The organism is Halomonas denitrificans (genome assembly GCF_003056305.1).
In the GTDB taxonomy this organism is placed as follows: domain Bacteria; phylum Pseudomonadota; class Gammaproteobacteria; order Pseudomonadales; family Halomonadaceae; genus Halomonas; species Halomonas denitrificans.
Window position 1 is genome coordinate 71,020 of sequence record NZ_PYVX01000005.1, and the last position, 14,639, is coordinate 85,658.

At 72.2% G+C, this 14,639-nt stretch carries 15 protein-coding genes; 12 read left to right on the forward strand and 3 right to left on the reverse strand.

Features of this window, described 5'->3' with window-relative positions:
* Positions 1-38 precede the first annotated feature (38 nt).
* Positions 39-986, forward strand: coding sequence for a Nudix family hydrolase (locus C9F13_RS13680; protein ID WP_108446833.1), 948 nt, complete (start codon positions 39-41; stop codon positions 984-986).
* 85 nt (positions 987-1,071) lie between these two features.
* Here the strand turns inward: C9F13_RS13680 and C9F13_RS13685 are convergent, their stop codons facing one another.
* Both C9F13_RS13685 and C9F13_RS13690 read right to left on the reverse strand, forming a co-directional pair.
* Complete coding sequence (locus C9F13_RS13685; protein WP_108446834.1) at positions 1,072-1,974, reverse strand: carbon-nitrogen hydrolase; 903 nt, start codon at positions 1,972-1,974, stop codon at positions 1,072-1,074.
* The gene (locus tag C9F13_RS13690; protein WP_108446835.1) at positions 1,971-3,041 is read right to left on the reverse strand and encodes an agmatine deiminase family protein; all 1,071 of its coding nucleotides are present in this window, start codon (positions 3,039-3,041) and stop codon (positions 1,971-1,973) included. Before C9F13_RS13690 ends, C9F13_RS13685 begins: the two co-directional genes overlap by 4 nt.
* A gap of 143 nt (positions 3,042-3,184) precedes the next feature.
* Here C9F13_RS13690 and C9F13_RS13695 point away from each other — a divergent pair, with 143 nt between their 5' ends.
* Positions 3,185-4,426: a lipoprotein-releasing ABC transporter permease subunit gene (locus tag C9F13_RS13695; RefSeq protein ID WP_108446836.1), complete on the forward strand. Its 1,242-nt coding sequence runs from the start codon at positions 3,185-3,187 to the stop codon at positions 4,424-4,426.
* Entirely contained in the window at positions 4,419-5,156 is a 738-nt protein-coding gene (locus C9F13_RS13700) for an ABC transporter ATP-binding protein (RefSeq protein ID WP_108446837.1), read from the forward strand. The genes C9F13_RS13695 and C9F13_RS13700 overlap by 8 nt, the downstream gene beginning before the upstream one ends.
* A gap of 63 nt (positions 5,157-5,219) precedes the next feature.
* Here the strand turns inward: C9F13_RS13700 and C9F13_RS13705 are convergent, their stop codons facing one another.
* Positions 5,220-5,762 (reverse strand): DUF2062 domain-containing protein, encoded by a 543-nt coding sequence (locus C9F13_RS13705; protein WP_108446838.1) that lies wholly within the window; start codon positions 5,760-5,762, stop codon positions 5,220-5,222.
* 122 nt (positions 5,763-5,884) lie between these two features.
* On the opposite strand from C9F13_RS13705, the gene C9F13_RS13710 reads away from it, so the two are divergent.
* The 9 genes from C9F13_RS13710 to murB are packed head-to-tail and all read left to right on the forward strand — an operon-like array spanning position 5,885 to position 14,635.
* Positions 5,885-8,182, forward strand: a complete 2,298-nt coding sequence (locus C9F13_RS13710; protein WP_108446839.1) for a DNA internalization-related competence protein ComEC/Rec2 — start codon at positions 5,885-5,887, stop codon at positions 8,180-8,182.
* A 38-nt stretch (positions 8,183-8,220) separates the two neighbouring features.
* The gene (locus C9F13_RS13715; protein WP_211310973.1) at positions 8,221-8,934 is read left to right on the forward strand and encodes a MotA/TolQ/ExbB proton channel family protein; all 714 of its coding nucleotides are present in this window, start codon (positions 8,221-8,223) and stop codon (positions 8,932-8,934) included.
* Entirely contained in the window at positions 8,931-9,353 is a 423-nt protein-coding gene (locus C9F13_RS13720) for an ExbD/TolR family protein (protein WP_108446840.1), read from the forward strand. Before C9F13_RS13715 ends, C9F13_RS13720 begins: the two co-directional genes overlap by 4 nt.
* Complete coding sequence (gene msbA / locus C9F13_RS13725) at positions 9,353-11,095, forward strand: lipid A export permease/ATP-binding protein MsbA (RefSeq protein WP_108446939.1); 1,743 nt, start codon at positions 9,353-9,355, stop codon at positions 11,093-11,095. Before C9F13_RS13720 ends, msbA begins: the two co-directional genes overlap by 1 nt.
* Complete coding sequence (lpxK, locus tag C9F13_RS13730; RefSeq protein ID WP_108446841.1) at positions 11,092-12,129, forward strand: tetraacyldisaccharide 4'-kinase; 1,038 nt, start codon at positions 11,092-11,094, stop codon at positions 12,127-12,129. The genes msbA and lpxK overlap by 4 nt, the downstream gene beginning before the upstream one ends.
* Before the next feature lie 19 nt (positions 12,130-12,148).
* Entirely contained in the window at positions 12,149-12,358 is a 210-nt protein-coding gene (locus tag C9F13_RS13735; RefSeq protein ID WP_108446842.1) for a Trm112 family protein, read from the forward strand.
* A complete protein-coding gene (gene kdsB / locus C9F13_RS13740) occupies positions 12,358-13,146 on the forward strand; it encodes a 3-deoxy-manno-octulosonate cytidylyltransferase (RefSeq protein ID WP_108446843.1) in 789 nt (262 codons plus the stop codon). Before C9F13_RS13735 ends, kdsB begins: the two co-directional genes overlap by 1 nt.
* Complete coding sequence (locus C9F13_RS13745; protein WP_108446844.1) at positions 13,146-13,622, forward strand: low molecular weight protein-tyrosine-phosphatase; 477 nt, start codon at positions 13,146-13,148, stop codon at positions 13,620-13,622. The genes kdsB and C9F13_RS13745 overlap by 1 nt, the downstream gene beginning before the upstream one ends.
* Complete coding sequence (murB, locus tag C9F13_RS13750) at positions 13,619-14,635, forward strand: UDP-N-acetylmuramate dehydrogenase (protein ID WP_108446845.1); 1,017 nt, start codon at positions 13,619-13,621, stop codon at positions 14,633-14,635. Before C9F13_RS13745 ends, murB begins: the two co-directional genes overlap by 4 nt.
* Positions 14,636-14,639 lie beyond the last annotated feature (4 nt).

The following is a 14,639-nucleotide window of genomic DNA, read 5'->3' on the forward strand; positions in this document are numbered from 1 at the left end:
AGGCCGCGTGGAACAGCGGGTAGGAGTCAATGAACGCAATGGTGAAGAGAAGGGTGCACGTGGCGGCGGCCGCCATCATCAGTGCCGACGGCCGCGAGGTGCTGCTCGCCCGTCGTCCCTCCAACGTCGATCATGGCGGCCTCTGGGAGTTTCCCGGCGGCAAGCTGGCACCCTACGAGACCGGCCTGGAAGCGCTCAAGCGCGAGCTCCACGAGGAGCTGGGCGTGGAGATCCGGCGCGCCCAGCCGCTGATCCGCATCCACCATGAGTATTCCGACAAGCACATCCTGCTGGATGTCTGGCAGGTGCACGACTTCGCCGGCGAGCCGTTCGGCCGCGAGGGGCAGGCCGTGCGCTGGGTACCCATGAGCGAGCTGGTGAACTACCCCTTCCCGGCGGCGAACCTGCCGATCCTGCGGGCGGTGATGCTGCCGACGGAGTACCTGATCACCGGCGAGGAGGCCGACGAATCGCGCTTCCAGGAGTGTCTCACGCGCGCCCTCGACGAGGATGGCGTGCGCCTGGTGCAGCTGCGGGCCAAGTCGCTGGGCGAGGCGGACTACCTGAGCCGCGCCGAGCAGGCCCTCGAGCTCTGCCGGGCCCGGGGCGCACGGCTGGTGCTCAACGGCGAGCCGTCGCTGCTCGAGGCGGTGGACGCCGACGGCATCCACCTGACCAGCGATCGCCTGATGAGCCTGGAGCGCCGCCCGGTGGCCGAGGCCAAGTGGCTCTCCGCCTCGACCCATGATCGCCGGCAGCTGGATCATGCGCGCCGCATCGGCTGCGATTTCGTGACCCTCTCGCCGCTGCGCACTACGCCCTCGCATCCCGAGGTGCCCCCCATCGGCTGGCATGACTTCCAGCAGCTGGTGGAGCACGCCGGCATGCCGGTCTTCGCGCTGGGTGGCATGACCCGCCATGATGCCCACCACGCGCGCGCCGTGGGCGCCCAAGGCATCGCCTCGATCCGCGATTTCTGGAAATAGGCCCCGCCCGAGCAGCATGGGCAAGTGAAACGCCCCCGACGGCCTGGCCGTCGGGGGCGTTTGGCGTCGGCGCTTCTGGCGGGCCTCAGTCGCGGTAGCGGCGGACCAGGTCTCCGTAGGCGTCGATGCGACGATCCCGCAGGTAGGGCCAGATGCGCCGCACCTCCTCGCTGCGCGCCATGTCCAGCGTCACCAGCATGCGCTCGGCCTCCTCACCGGCGTGGGCCAGCAGCTCGCCCTGGGGGCCGCAGATGAAGCTGCCGCCCCAGAAGTCGATGCCCGGCGTGGCCCCGGAGGGATCCGCCTCGTGGCCGACCCGGTTGGCGACGATCACCGGCAGGCCGTTGGCCACGCCGTGGCTGCGCTGGATCAGGGTCCAGGCCTCCTTCTGGCGCCGCTTCTCCGGGGTGTCGTCCGGCGGATGCCAGCCGATGGCGGTGGGGTAGAGCAGCAGCTCCGCGCCGGCCAGGGCCATCAGCCGGGCGGCCTCCGGGTACCACTGGTCCCAGCATACCAGCACGCCGAGGCGGCCCACCGAGGTGTCGATGGGCGTGAAGCCCTGCTCGCGGTCCGCGTCCTGGTCGCCGGGGGTGAAGTAGAACTTCTCGTAGAAGCCCGGATCGTCGGGGATGTGCATCTTGCGGTAGTAGCCCACGCGGCCGCGGTCGCGGTCATAGACCACGGCGGTATTGTGGTAGAGGCCCGGCGCGCGGCGTTCGAACAGCGAGCCCACCAGCACGATGTCGAGCTCCTCGGCCAGCGCCGCCAGCCGCGTGCCGGTCGGTCCGTCGAGGGGCTCGGCCAGGTCGAAGACGTCGGTGTCCTCGATCTGGCAGAAGTAGTGGGTGGCGTGAAGCTCCTGGAGCATCACCAGCTGGGCGCCGGCGCCGGCCAGCTCGCGGATGCCGGCCTCGCTCTCGGCGAGGCTTCGGGCCTTGTCGGGCCAGGCCGGTTGCTGGACCAGGCCGGCCTTGAGGGTGCGGGTCATGGGGCTCTCCTCGTGGATGATGGCTCGGGGGCGTCGGCCAGGCTGCCCCGGGGCAGCTGCATGGTCAGGCAGTGCAGGCTGCCATGCTGGCGAATCACGCTCAGGCAGTCGATGGGAATGATGTCGCGACCCGGGAAGGCGCCGGCCAGGGCGCCGAGCGCCCGGCTGTCGGCGGCGTCGCCGTAGGTCGGGACCAGCACCGCGCCGTTGATGATCAGGAAGTTGGCGTAGGTGGCGGGCAGGCGGTGCCCGTCCACCGGGTCGTGGCAGGCGCGCGGCCAGGGCAGGGGCACCAGCCGGTAGGGCTCGCCATCGGCGCGGCGCAGGGCCTTGAGCTCCGCCTCCATGGCCGCGAGCGCAGGATAGTGGGGGTCGGCCGGGTCGTCGCAGCGCACGTAGGCCAGCGTCGCCGGGTCGCAGAAGCGCACCAAGGTATCGACATGGCTGTCGGTGTCGTCGCCTTCCAGGTGGCCGTGGGCCAGCCACAGCACCCGCGAGATGCCGAGCTCCTGCTTGAGACGCGCCTCCATGGCCGCCCGGTCGAGCCCGGGATTGCGGTTGGGGTTGAGCAGGCAGGCCTCGGTGGTCAGCAGGGTGCCATCGCCGTCGGTCTCGATGGCGCCGCCCTCCAGCACCAGGTCGTGTGAGGCGACCGGGCAGGCGAAGGCGCCGGCCTCGGCCAGGCGCCGGGTCAGGGTGTTGTCCCGGGCGGCCTCGTACTTGCCGCCCCAGCCGGTGAAGACGTAGTCGAGCAGCCGCGGCGCATCCCCCTCGGCCACGGCGATCGGGCCGTGGTCCCGCGCCCAGGTGTCGTCGGCCGGGGCGACCATCAGCCGCAGGCGGGCGGGGTCGACGCCGAGGCAGGCGAAGCGATGGGTCAGGTGGCTGCGGGTGGCCGCGTCCGGGACGGCGATCAGCACCGCCTGATAGCGAGCGATGGCCACCACCATGGCCTCCAGGGTCGCCTCGATGCGTTCGAGCAGGGGCGCCCAGTCGCTGTCGGGGCCGGGCCAGGTGAGTTGCACGGCATCCTGGGGATGCCATTCGGGGAGCAGGCGATGGGCCATTAGGCGAGTCTCGTGCGGGTCGTGACGGCGCAATGTAGGCCGCCGTCGTCAATGATGCAATCATCGCGCAAGCACCCACCGGCGGCGATGCAGGCGCGGGCAAAAAACCGTACCATGGGCGCCCGCCGACAAGGAACGTTCTCATGCTCGACCGTCTCCCCTTCCTGATCGGGTTGCGCTACGTGCGGGCCAAGCGTCGCAACCACTTCATCTCCTTCATCTCGCTGACCTCCATGCTGGGCCTCATGCTCGGGGTCGCGGTGCTCATCCTGGTGCTCTCCGTGATGAACGGCTTCGACCATGAGCTGCGCACCCGGGTGCTCGGCATGGTGCCGCACACCAAGATCGAGTCGCCGGGCGGGCTCACCGACTGGCAGCCCCTGGCCGAGCGCCTCGTCGAGCGCGAGCGGGTGGTCGGCGCCGCCCCCTACGTGGAGCAGCAGGGTATGTTCTCGGTAGGCGGCCGCAACGAGGGCGCCATGGTCAACGGCATCGATCCCGCCTGGGAGAGCCGCGTGTCGATCGTCGACGAGCACATGCGCCAGGGCCGCCTCGACGACCTGGAGGCCGGCGAGTGGAACGTGGTGCTGGGCTCGATCCTGGCCCGTCGCCTGGGCGTCGGGGTGGGCGATCGTGTCACCCTGCTGGTGCCCGAGGCCTCGATCACCCCGGCCGGGGTCTTCCCCCGGCTCAAGCGTTTCACGGTGAGCGGCATCTTCAGCGTCGGTGCCGACCTCGACGCCGCCCTGGCCTATGCCCACATCGAGGACATGCAGACCCTGGCGCGCCTGGGCGACGCCGTGGGCGGCCTGCGGCTGGAGCTCGACGACCTCTTCGCCGCCGGCAGCGAGACCCGCGCCATCATCAACGAGCTCGGGCCCGGCTACCGGGGGCTCGACTGGACCTACTCCCACGGCAACCTCTTCCAGGCGATCCAGATGGAGAAGCGCATGATCGCGCTGCTGCTGACGGTGATCATCGCCGTGGCGGCCTTCAACATCGTCTCCACCTTGGTGATGGTGGTCACCGACAAGCGGGCCGACATCGCCATCCTGCGCACCATCGGCGCCACCCCGCGCTCGATCATGGGCATCTTCATCGTCCAGGGGCTGGCGATCGGCGTGATCGGCATCCTGGTCGGCGTCACCCTGGGCGTGCTGCTGGCGCTCACCGTGTCGGACCTGATCGGCTGGGTGGAGAGCACCTTCGGCATCCACTTCCTCGATGCCGGCGTCTACTTCATCAGCGAGCTGCCGTCGCGGCTGATCTGGTCCGACGTGCGCAACATCGTCGCCGCGGCCTTCATCCTGACCTTCCTCTCGACCCTCTATCCGGCCTGGCGGGCCGCGCGGGTCCAGCCTGCCGAGGTACTGCGCTATGAGTGACACGGCCATGACGCCACGAACCGATGCCGCCAACCGAGCGGGGCAGGTGATGCTCGAGTGCACGGACCTGACCCGCGTCTATCGCGAGGGGCCGCGGGATCTGACCGTGCTGGACGGCCTGGAGATGCGGGTGCAGGCCGGCGAGCGGGTCGCCGTGGTCGGCAGCTCCGGCTCCGGCAAGACCACGCTCCTGAACCTGCTGGGCGGGCTGGATCAGCCGAGCCGCGGCGAGGTGTGCATCGCCGGCGAATCGCTGCGGGCGCTCAACGACGCCGATCTGGGGCGCTTTCGCAACCGTCACATCGGCTTCGTCTACCAGTTCCACCACCTGCTGGCGGAGTTCACGGCGCTGGAGAACGCGGCGCTGCCGCTGATCGTGCGCGGCCAGCGCAAGCGCCACGCCGAGGCGCGCGCCCGGGAGCTGCTCGAGCGCGTCGGCATGGCCGAGCGGGCCGATCACAAGCCGGGCGAGCTCTCCGGGGGTGAGCGCCAGCGGGTGGCCATCGCCCGGGGGCTGGTCACCGACCCCAGCCTGATGCTGATGGACGAGCCCACCGGCAACCTCGACCAGACCACCGCGGCGAGCATCCTCGCGCTGATGGACGAGCTGGCGGCCAGCGCCGCCTGCGCCTTCGTGATCGTCACCCATGATCCGGGCCTCGCCGCCCACCAGGATCGGGTGCTCAAGCTCGACGGCGGGCGCCTGGTCGAGGAGCCACCCCGCGCCTGAACCCATCCGGTGGGGCGATGCAGCAGCGGCCGGCGCCATGGCGCCGGCCGCTGGCGTTTGGCATCACGGTTCCTGGGCGGCCTCGCGCGAACGGCGGCGACGGCGGGTGCGCTCGCGCCAGCTGCGCGACACCTGCCAGCGCCAGATCAGGCGAATCGTCAGGTTGGCAAGCGCAGCGGTGACCACCGCCGCCACCAGCGACCCCAGCGCCAGCGCCGGCAGGATCTCCACCAGCTGCTCGGCGATCCACTGGGTGGAGATGCGCTCCGGCGCCGGGCGGACCGGGGTGTCCAGCAGCCAGGCGCCCAGGCGATAGTTGCCGAAGAAGATCAGCGGCATGGTCAGGGGGTTGGTGATCCACACCAGGCCGATCGACAGCGGCAGGTTGCAGCGCGCGAGCCAGGCGCCCAGCGCGGCCACCAGCATCTGGAAGGGGATCGGCAGCAGGGCGCTGAACAGCCCCACGGAGAAGGCGTTGGCCACGCTGCGACGCGTCAGCACCCACAGCGAGGGGTTGCCGATCAGGTGGCCGACCATGCGCAGGGAGCGCCGGCGCCGGAGGGCATCGGGATGGGGCAGGTAGCGCTGCAGGAGTCTGCGCGGCATGAAGACGAGCTCGCGGCGTCGAAACCCGAGCTATTATCCATAGAAGTCGCCCGCCTCGCCATGATGCGTCTCGCCGACGCGACGGAGGGCGAGGCGCCCGCCCGCCGTTCAGGGACGACATCATGCCGCTGGGTCTGGCCCTGCCCCTGGCGCTCGCCGTGCTCCTCGGCGTGCTGGGAGGCCATCTTGCCGCGCCGGGCAGCGCCGAGCTGTTCGCCCTGGCCTGCCTGGCGGCCCTGGCCGGGCGCCGTCCGCGTCTCGCGCTGGGGCTGCTGGTGGCGGCGCTGGTCGCCGGGCAGCTGCTCACGCTGCGCGGTGGCGAACTCGCCCCCGGCCTGACCCGCCAGGACCTGCGCCTCGAGGGGCGACTGGTCGAGGTGCGTCGCGACGCGCGACTCTCCCGCCTGATCATGGCGGTGGACGCGTGTCGCGCCGCGACGAACGAGCTGCCGGCCTGTGATGACCTGACGCGGGTGCGTCTTTCCTTCTTCGAGGCCCCCGACCTGGTGGCCGGCGAGCGCTGGGCGCTGTCGGTGCGCCTGCGCCCTCCGTCCGGCTTCGCCAATCCGGGCGGTTTCGACTTCGGCGCCTGGCTGCGGCGGGAGGGCATCCAGGCCAGCGGCTACGTGCGTCGCGACCCGCCGCCGGTCAGGCTCGCCGAGGCCGGACTCTCGCTTGGCCGACTGGCCCTCGAACACCTCGACGCCCAGGCGCTGGCGCCGCGCCAGGCGCGCTGGCTGGCGGCGCTGACCCTGGGGGCGAGCGAGCGCCTTGAACGTGCCGACTGGGACCTGCTCAACGCCAGCGGCACCACCCACCTGGTGGTGATCTCCGGCCTCCACGTCGGGCTGGTGGCGACCTTCGCCCTGTGGCTTGCGCGCGGCGCGGCCCGGCTGGTCGCGCCCGGGGCCTGGCGGCTGGCGGTCTGGCCCTGGTGGGTCGCCGCCGCCTCGGCGGTGGGCTATGCCGGCCTCGCCGGGCTGGAGCCGCCGGCGCTACGCGCCATGATCATGACCCTGGTGGGGCTCTGGGTGGCCAGCGGGCGCCACGCGCCCGGTCCCTGGCAGGGCTGGTGGCTGGCGCTGGGGCTGGTGCTCGTGGTCGACCCGCTCTCGGCCTGGCGGCCCGGCCTCTGGCTGTCGTTTTCCGCCGTGGCGCTGCTGATCCTGATCTGGCAGGGGAGGGCCCGCCCGCGTGGCCTGGGCGGCTGGCTATGGGCGCTGGTGCGCACCCAGCTGCTGCTGGCGCCGCTGATGGGCGCCGCCGTGCTGCTGGCCTTCGACCGGCTGGCCCCCACGGCGCCGCTGATCAACCTGGTCGCCGTGCCCCTGGTCAGCACGCTGCTGGTGCCTCTCGGGCTGCTCGGCTGGCTCACCGCCTGGCTGCCCCCGCTCTCGGCGCTCTGCTGGCGCCTGTTCGGCTGGCTGGTGGAGGCCCTGGCCACGCTGCTCGAGCTGGCGGTCGCCTGGCGGCCGCTGTGGGAGCCGGAGCCGGCGTGGGTGGTGCCGCTCGGCCTGGCGCTGGGGCTGGGCGGCCTCGTGTGGGCGCTGCCGGGGCTCGCGATGCGCCTGCGCCTGGCGGCCACGGCGGCTCTGCTGCTGGTGCCGCTGGGCCTGCCGGCCCCGTCGCCGGTGCTCGCCGAGGGGCAGCTGCGGGTGCGGGTGCACGACGTGGGGCAGGGCCAGCTGATCGAGCTGCGCACCGCCGGCTATCGCGCCCTCTATGACACCGGGCCGCGCTTCGCCTCGGGCTTCATGCCGCTGGCCGGGCTGTGGCCGCCGGGCCAGCGCTTCGACGAGGTCATCGTCAGCCACGCCGACCAGGACCATGCCGGCGGCCTGCCGGCACTGCGCGATGCGCACCAGGTGGGGCGACTCCTGACGCCTCCCGGCGAGGCCCTGGGGCTGCCGGCCAGGCCCTGCACGGCGGGCCACCGCTGGCGGCGCGACGGGGTCAGCTTTCGCATCCTCTGGCCGCCTTCGGACACCGCCGAGCTCTCCGCCAACGATCGCTCCTGCGTCCTTCTGGTGCGCGCCGGCGACCAGCGGCTGCTGATCACCGGGGACGTCGGACGCGGCGCCGAGCGGCGCTTCCTCGATGAGGTAGCGGCGGGGATCACGCTGCTGGTGGCGGGTCACCACGGCAGCGCCACCAGCTCCGGGCCTGCCCTGGTGAGGCGCCTGGCCCCGCGCCACGTGATCTTCAGCGCGGCGCGCCACAACGCCTTCGGCCATCCGACGGATCGCGTCGTTCGCCGCTTCCGGGCGGTGGGCAGCTGCCTCTGGAGTACCGCCCAGGACGGCGCCGTGACCCTCTGGCTCGGCGACGACGCGCCGCCGGGGATCCTCGCCGAGCGGCCTTCCGCCTGGCGGCTCGGCGGTGTCGGTGGCGGCTGCCTTGCGTTAGAATCGCCCCACTGATGCCGGCCCGCGGGCCGGCCACACCCGGGGAGAACGCCATGGACATGATGGATGCCCTGATCGCCGGCGGCTGGCTGATGGTGCCGCTGCTGGGCTGCTCGCTGCTGGCCTCGGTGATCATCATCGAGCGCCTGTGGACCCTGCGCGCGCGCCGCATCGCCCCCCGGGGGCTCGGCCAGGAGGTCTGCCAGCTGGTGGCGCGCGGCCAGGTCAACCTCTACTGGCTGGAGGCGCACTCGCCGCTGGGCGGCGTGCTCGCCGCCGGGCTGCGCAATGCGCGGCTCGGCCATGAGCAGGTGCGCGCCCGGCTGCAGGAGGCGGCGACCGCGGTTATCCATGACATGGAGCGCTTCCTGAGCCCGCTGGGCACCATCGCCGCGATCACCCCGCTGATCGGCCTGCTGGGCACCGTGGTGGGCATGATCGAGGTTTTCGCGGTGATCGTCAGCGGCGACGGGGCGAGCCGCACGGCGGATCTCGCCGGCGGCATCTCCCGCGCCCTTGTGACCACCGCGGCTGGCCTGACCGTGGCGATTCCCGCGCTGATGTTCCACCGCTACTTCCAGCGCCGGGTCGAGGACATCACCGTGCGCATGGAGGAGCAGGCCAGCCAGGTGGTCGAGTACCTCGCCCACTATCCGGGGGAGCTGGTGCTGGCCGAGCGCCGCGCCGACGAGGCCCATCCGGGCCCGCGCGGTGACGAGCGTCGCGAGGCGGACGGGCGCACCGCGCCGCGGGTGACGCCGTCGTGAGATTCCCCCGGCGACGACGCGATCCGGTGGAGGTCAACCTCACGCCGCTGATCGACGTGGTCTTCCTGCTGCTGATCTTCTTCATGGTCTCGACCACCTTCGAGACCCGCCAGGCGCTGGAGCTCGAGCTGCCCGAGAGCGCCAGCGGTCAGCCGATGGAGGCCGCGCCGGTGACGCTGGTGGTCACGGCGGCGGGCGAGTATCGCCTGGGCGAGCGGGTCCATACGGCCGCGAGCCTGGGCGAGGCCCTGGCGGCACAGGCCGAACAGGCCCGCGAACACGGCCTCGTGGTCGAGGCCGACGGGCGGGCCGCCCATGCCGACGTGGTACGCGCGCTGGACCGGGCCGCCGGTCTCGAGATCCGGCACGTGCGCATCGCCACCGAGGCCGTTGCAACCCCTCAAGCGGAGACACCGTGATCGAACATTCCGGCTGGACCCTCTACAAGCGCCTGCTGGCCTACGTGAAGCCCCACTGGCGCGCCTTCGCCCTGGCGATCCTCGGCTACGTGATCTATGCCGCCTCGAGCACGGCGCTGGCCGAGATGATGAAGCGACTGATCGACGGCATCCAGAACCCGGACGCCAACTTCCGACTGTTCTTGCCGCTGTTCGTGGTGGGCATGTTCGCGGCGCGCGGCCTCGGCACCTTCCTCGGCACCTACTTCATGAGCAGCGTGGCCAGGAACCTGGTCCATGCGCTGCGCTGCGACGTCTTCAACCACATGCTGCACCTGCCGGGACGCTTCTTCGACGCCCACTCCTCGGGCCACCTGATCTCCCGGGTCACCTACCACGTCGAGCAGGTCACCGGGGCCGCCACCAAGGCGGTCACCATCCTGCTGCGCGAGGGGCTCTTCGTGGTCGGCTTAATCGCCTACCTGCTGTGGACCAACTGGATGCTGACCCTGCTGTTCCTGGCGGTGACCCCGCTGATCGGCGGGGTGGTCAGCTATGCCAGCAAGCGCTTCCGGCGCATCTCCCGGCGCATCCAGCGCTCCATGGGTGAGGTCACCCACGTGGCCGCCGAGGCGCTGTCCGGCTACCGGGTGGTGCGCACCCACGGCGCCGAGACCTTCGAGAAGGCCCGCTTCGCCGAGGCCAGCGAGGTCAACCGTCGCCAGAGCATGAAGGAAGCGCTGACCAAGGCCACCAGCACGCCGGTGATCCAGCTGATGGTGGCGGTGTCGCTGGCGGTGCTGGTGTGGCTGGCCATGTCGCCGGCGCTGATGGCGGACATGACCCCCGGCGAGTTCGTCGCCTTCATCACCGCGGCCTCGCTGATGGCCAAGCCGGTCCGCCAGCTCACCGAGATCAACGCCACCATCCAGAAGGGCATCGCCGCCGCCGGCGAGCTCTTCGGGCTGCTCGAGGAGCCCCCCGAGCGCGACACCGGGACCCTGGACCCCGGTCGCCTGGAGGGGCGGGTCCGCTTCGAGGGGGTGCGCTTCGCCTACGGCGACGACCAGCCCGAGGTGCTCAAGGGCATCGACCTGGAGGTCGCGCCCGGCGAGATGGTCGCCATCGTGGGCCGCTCCGGCAGCGGCAAGTCGACCCTGGTCGGCCTGCTGCCGCGTTTCTACCGTCCAACGGCAGGGCGGCTCTTGATCGACGGGGTGGAGCAGGGCGAGTACCGCCTGGCCCCGTTGCGCCGCCAGATCGCCCTGGTCTCCCAGCAGGTCACGCTGTTCAACGCGACCATCGCCGACAACATCGCCTACGGCGTGACGGACGCCGACCCCGCGGACATCGAGGCCGCCGCCCGCGCCGCCCATGCCCACGAGTTCATCGAGCGCATGCCCCACGGCTACGACAGCGTGGTGGGGGAGAACGGCGTGATGCTCTCCGGCGGCCAGCGCCAGCGCCTGGCCATCGCCCGGGCGATCTTCAAGGATGCGCCGCTGCTGGTGCTCGACGAGGCGACCTCGGCGCTGGATACCGAATCCGAGCGCCACATCCAGGCGGCCCTCGAGGAGGTGTGTCGCGGCCGGACGACCTTCGTCATCGCCCACCGCCTCTCGACCATCGAGCGGGCCGATCGCATCCTGGTGATGGAGCAGGGCGAGATCGTCGAGCAGGGCTCCCATGAGGAACTGCTGGCCCGCGACGGCGCCTACGCGGCGCTGCACCGCCTGCAGTTCCAGGAGTCCGGGCCGGCATGAGCGGCCTGGGCGAGCGCTGGCTGACGGCGGCCTACCGCGGCGACGCCTGGCTGGGCGTCCTGCGGCCGCTGGAGGCCCTCTATCGCCTGGTCGTGCGTCGCCGCGCCGCGGCCTATGCCTCGGGGCGCAAGCCGGTGTGGCGTGCCCCGGTGCCGGTGATCGTGGTCGGCAACGTCACCCTGGGCGGCACCGGCAAGTCACCGCTGGTCGCCTGGCTGGGCCGTCACCTGGCCGAGCGGGGCTGGTCGCCGGGCATCCTCTCCCGGGGTTATGGCGGTCATAGCGAGCGCTATCCGCTGCGCCTGGACGCGCACACGCCGGTCGCCGCCTGTGGCGACGAGCCGCGCATGCTGGCCGACCAGACCGGGCTGCCGGTGGTGGTCGACCCCGACCGGCCGCGCGGCGCGAGGCACCTGCTCGAGGCGGGCTGCGATATCCTGATCAGCGACGACGGCCTGCAGCACCTGGCGCTGGGGCGCGACCTGGAGCTGGTGGTGGTGGACGGGCGGAGCGGCCTTGGCAACGGGCGCTGCCTGCCGGCGGGCCCGCTGCGCGAGCCGCCCTCAAGGCTCGAGCGCGTGGATGCGGTGGTGATCAACGGCCAGTCCACCGTCGCGCCGCCCCCCGGGGCCCATAGCATGGCCCTGGAACCCGCCGCCTGGCGCCGCCTGGGCGATGGCCGGCGCTTCCCGCTCTCGCCCCTGCCTTTCGCGGGGCCGGTGCACGCCATTGCCGGCATCGGTCATCCGCCGCGCTTCTTCGCGACCCTGGCGGACCTGGGCGTCGAGGCGATGCCCCACGCCTTCGCGGATCATCACCGCTACACGGCGGACGAGCTCGCCTTCGGCGATGACCGGCCGCTGGTGATGACCGCCAAGGACGCGGTGAAGTGCCGGGGCCTGGCGCCCGACGAGAGCTGGGTCCTCGAGGTGGAAGCGCGCCCCGATGCCGGCTTCGTCGACTGGCTGGCGCAGCGCCTGGACAGCCTGTCATCATCGTATCCGCCGCCGGGCGAGGCCCTGGCGGCGAACTGAACCACCACGAGGGGGAGTCATGGACAAGGAACTGCTGGCAATGCTGGTCTGCCCGCTATGCAAGGGCAAGCTCAAGTACCACCGCGAGGCCCTCGAGCTCGAGTGCCGCTTCGACGGCCTCGCTTACCCGATCCGCGACGGCATCCCGGTGATGCTGCCCGAGGAGGCGCGGGCCATGAGCGTCGACGAGACGCTGCACGACTCGCCGGGACGCACGGGGGAGGAGTGATGAGCGGTGACGACGCCTTCATCGCGGTGATTCCCGCGCGTCACGCCTCCTCGCGCCTGCCCGGCAAGCCGCTGGCCGAAATCGCCGGCGAGCCCATGGTGGCGCACGTCTGGCGGCGTGCCGGCGAGAGCCGCGCGGCGCGGGTCGTGGTGGCCACCGACGACGCGCGCATCCGCGACGCCCTGGAGCCGCTGGGCGCCGAGGTGGTGATGACGCGCGACGACCACCCCTCCGGGACCGATCGCCTGGCGGAGGTGGCCGAGCGGCTGGGGCTTGCCGACGACGCCGTGCTGGTCAACGTGCAGGGCGACGAGCCGCTGATTCCGCCGGCGCTGATCGACCAGGTCGCCGCCCGGCTGTTCGACGACCCCGAGGCCTCCATCGCCACCCTGGCCGAGCCGATCGGCGACGTCGAGACGCTCTTCAACCCCAACGCGGTGAAGGTGGTGCGCGCCCTCTCCGGGCGGGCGCTCTACTTCTCCCGGGCCCCCATCCCCTGGGATCGCGACGCCTTCGCCCGGCGTCCCGAGCTGCTCGAGACCGACGCCTGGCTGCGCCACATCGGCCTCTACGCCTATCGGGCGGGCTTTCTCGCCGACTATCGCGACTGGCCGCCGTCGCCGCTGGAGCAACTCGAACAGCTCGAGCAGCTACGCGCCCTCCACCACGGCCACGCCATCCAGGTCGCCCTGGCCCGGGTGCCGCATCCGGCCGGCGTCGACACCGAGGCCGACCTCGCGCGGGTCCGCGCGCTGCTCGAGGGCCAGGCTCCGCGGGGAGGTGCCTGATGCGCGTACTCTTCGTCTGCCTCGGCAACATCTGCCGCTCGCCCACCGCGGAGGGGGTCTTCCGTGCTCACCTCGAGCAGGCTGGCCTCGCCTCGCGGGTCGAGGTCGACTCCTGCGGCATCGGTCCCTGGCACGTGGGCAAGGCGCCGGATGCCCGCGCCCGGGAGGCCGCCCTGCGACGTGGGATCGACCTCTCCGCTCTGCGGGCGCGGCAGCTCGCCGACGAGGACTTCGCGCGCTTCGACTACGTGCTCGCCATGGATCACGACAACCTCGCCGCCATCGAGGCCCGGCGGCCCGCCTCGAGCGAGGCGGTCGTCGACCTGTTTCTCGCCTTCGCCGGCGGGCCCGAGCGCGCCGTACCGGACCCCTACTACGGCGGTGACGACGGCTTCGAGGAGGTGCTGGACCTGGTCGAGGCCGCCTCCCGGGGGCTCGTGGCCGAGATCGCCTCGCGCCTGGAGACCATGCCTTGAGCCTGACGCTCCACGCCGATCACCCGCTGACCGAGGCCAACACGCTCGGGCTGCCCTGTGTCGCCCAGCGCCATGCGGCGCCGGCGACCCTGGATGAACTGCGCGAGGCGCTGGCCCTGGCGCGGCAGCACGACTGGCCGCTGACGGTGCTCGGTGGCGGCAGCAACCTGATCCTCCCGGCGCGGCTGCCGGGCCTGGTGATCCAGCCGGCCATGGCGCAGTGGTGGCTCGAGGAGCGGGACGACGGCGTGCGCGTGCACGCCGAGGCGGCGGTGCAGTGGCACGCGCTGGTGATGGCCCTGGCGCAGCGTGGGCTCTGGGGCGCCGAGAACCTGGCGCTGATCCCCGGCCACTGCGGGGCGGCGCCGATCCAGAACATCGGCGCCTACGGGGTCGAGCTGAGCGACCTGCTCGAGGCGGTGCACCTGGTGCACCTCGACGACGGGCGCGAGGCCGTGCTGTCGGCGGCCGACTGTGCCTTCGGCTACCGGGACAGCATTTTCAAGGGCGCGCTGGCGGGCCGTGTGGTGATCACCCGGCTGGTGCTTTGCGTGTCTCCCGTGCCGCGCCCGCGGCTGGGCTACGGTGATCTGGCCAGCCGGCTCGAGGCCGCGCCGACGGCGCTCGAGGTGGCCGAGGCGGTCTGTGCGATCCGCCGCGAGAAGCTTCCCGACCCGGCGACGCTCTGCAACGCCGGCAGCTTCTTCAAGAACCCGCTGGTCGATGGCGAGCGCGCCCGCCGCCTGCTGGCCGAGCATCCCGCCATGCCGCACTTTCCCCAGCCCGACGGGCGCGTCAAGCTGGCGGCCGGCTGGCTGATCGATCGCTGCGGTCTGAAGGGCTGGCGCCAGGGCCACTTCGGCGTGCATGACCGTCAGGCCCTGGTGCTGGTGCACTTCGGCGGGGGCAGTGCCGAGGAGCTGCTCGGCTTCGCCGGCGAGGTGGCCGCCCGGGTGCGGGAGCGCTTCGGCGTCACCCTCGAGCGCGAGCCGCGGCGGGCCGGCGCTCGATAAGGCC

What these genes read in the sequence shown, in the direction of transcription:
- C9F13_RS13695 (WP_108446836.1), top strand. Translation starts at nt 3,185, where the DNA reads ATGCTCGACCGTCTCCCCTTCCTGATCGGGTTGCGCTACGTGCGGGCC.
- C9F13_RS13705 (WP_108446838.1), bottom strand. Translation starts at nt 5,762, where the DNA reads ATGCCGCGCAGACTCCTGCAGCGCTACCTGCCCCATCCCGATGCCCTC.
- lpxK (WP_108446841.1), top strand. Translation starts at nt 11,092, where the DNA reads ATGAGCGGCCTGGGCGAGCGCTGGCTGACGGCGGCCTACCGCGGCGAC.
- C9F13_RS13710 (WP_108446839.1), top strand. Translation starts at nt 5,885, where the DNA reads ATGCCGCTGGGTCTGGCCCTGCCCCTGGCGCTCGCCGTGCTCCTCGGC.
- C9F13_RS13735 (WP_108446842.1), top strand. Translation starts at nt 12,149, where the DNA reads ATGGACAAGGAACTGCTGGCAATGCTGGTCTGCCCGCTATGCAAGGGC.
- C9F13_RS13685 (WP_108446834.1), bottom strand. Translation starts at nt 1,974, where the DNA reads ATGACCCGCACCCTCAAGGCCGGCCTGGTCCAGCAACCGGCCTGGCCC.
- C9F13_RS13680 (WP_108446833.1), top strand. Translation starts at nt 39, where the DNA reads ATGGTGAAGAGAAGGGTGCACGTGGCGGCGGCCGCCATCATCAGTGCC.
- C9F13_RS13745 (WP_108446844.1), top strand. Translation starts at nt 13,146, where the DNA reads ATGCGCGTACTCTTCGTCTGCCTCGGCAACATCTGCCGCTCGCCCACC.
- kdsB (WP_108446843.1), top strand. Translation starts at nt 12,358, where the DNA reads ATGAGCGGTGACGACGCCTTCATCGCGGTGATTCCCGCGCGTCACGCC.
- C9F13_RS13700 (WP_108446837.1), top strand. Translation starts at nt 4,419, where the DNA reads ATGAGTGACACGGCCATGACGCCACGAACCGATGCCGCCAACCGAGCG.
- C9F13_RS13690 (WP_108446835.1), bottom strand. Translation starts at nt 3,041, where the DNA reads ATGGCCCATCGCCTGCTCCCCGAATGGCATCCCCAGGATGCCGTGCAA.
- C9F13_RS13715 (WP_211310973.1), top strand. Translation starts at nt 8,221, where the DNA reads ATGGACATGATGGATGCCCTGATCGCCGGCGGCTGGCTGATGGTGCCG.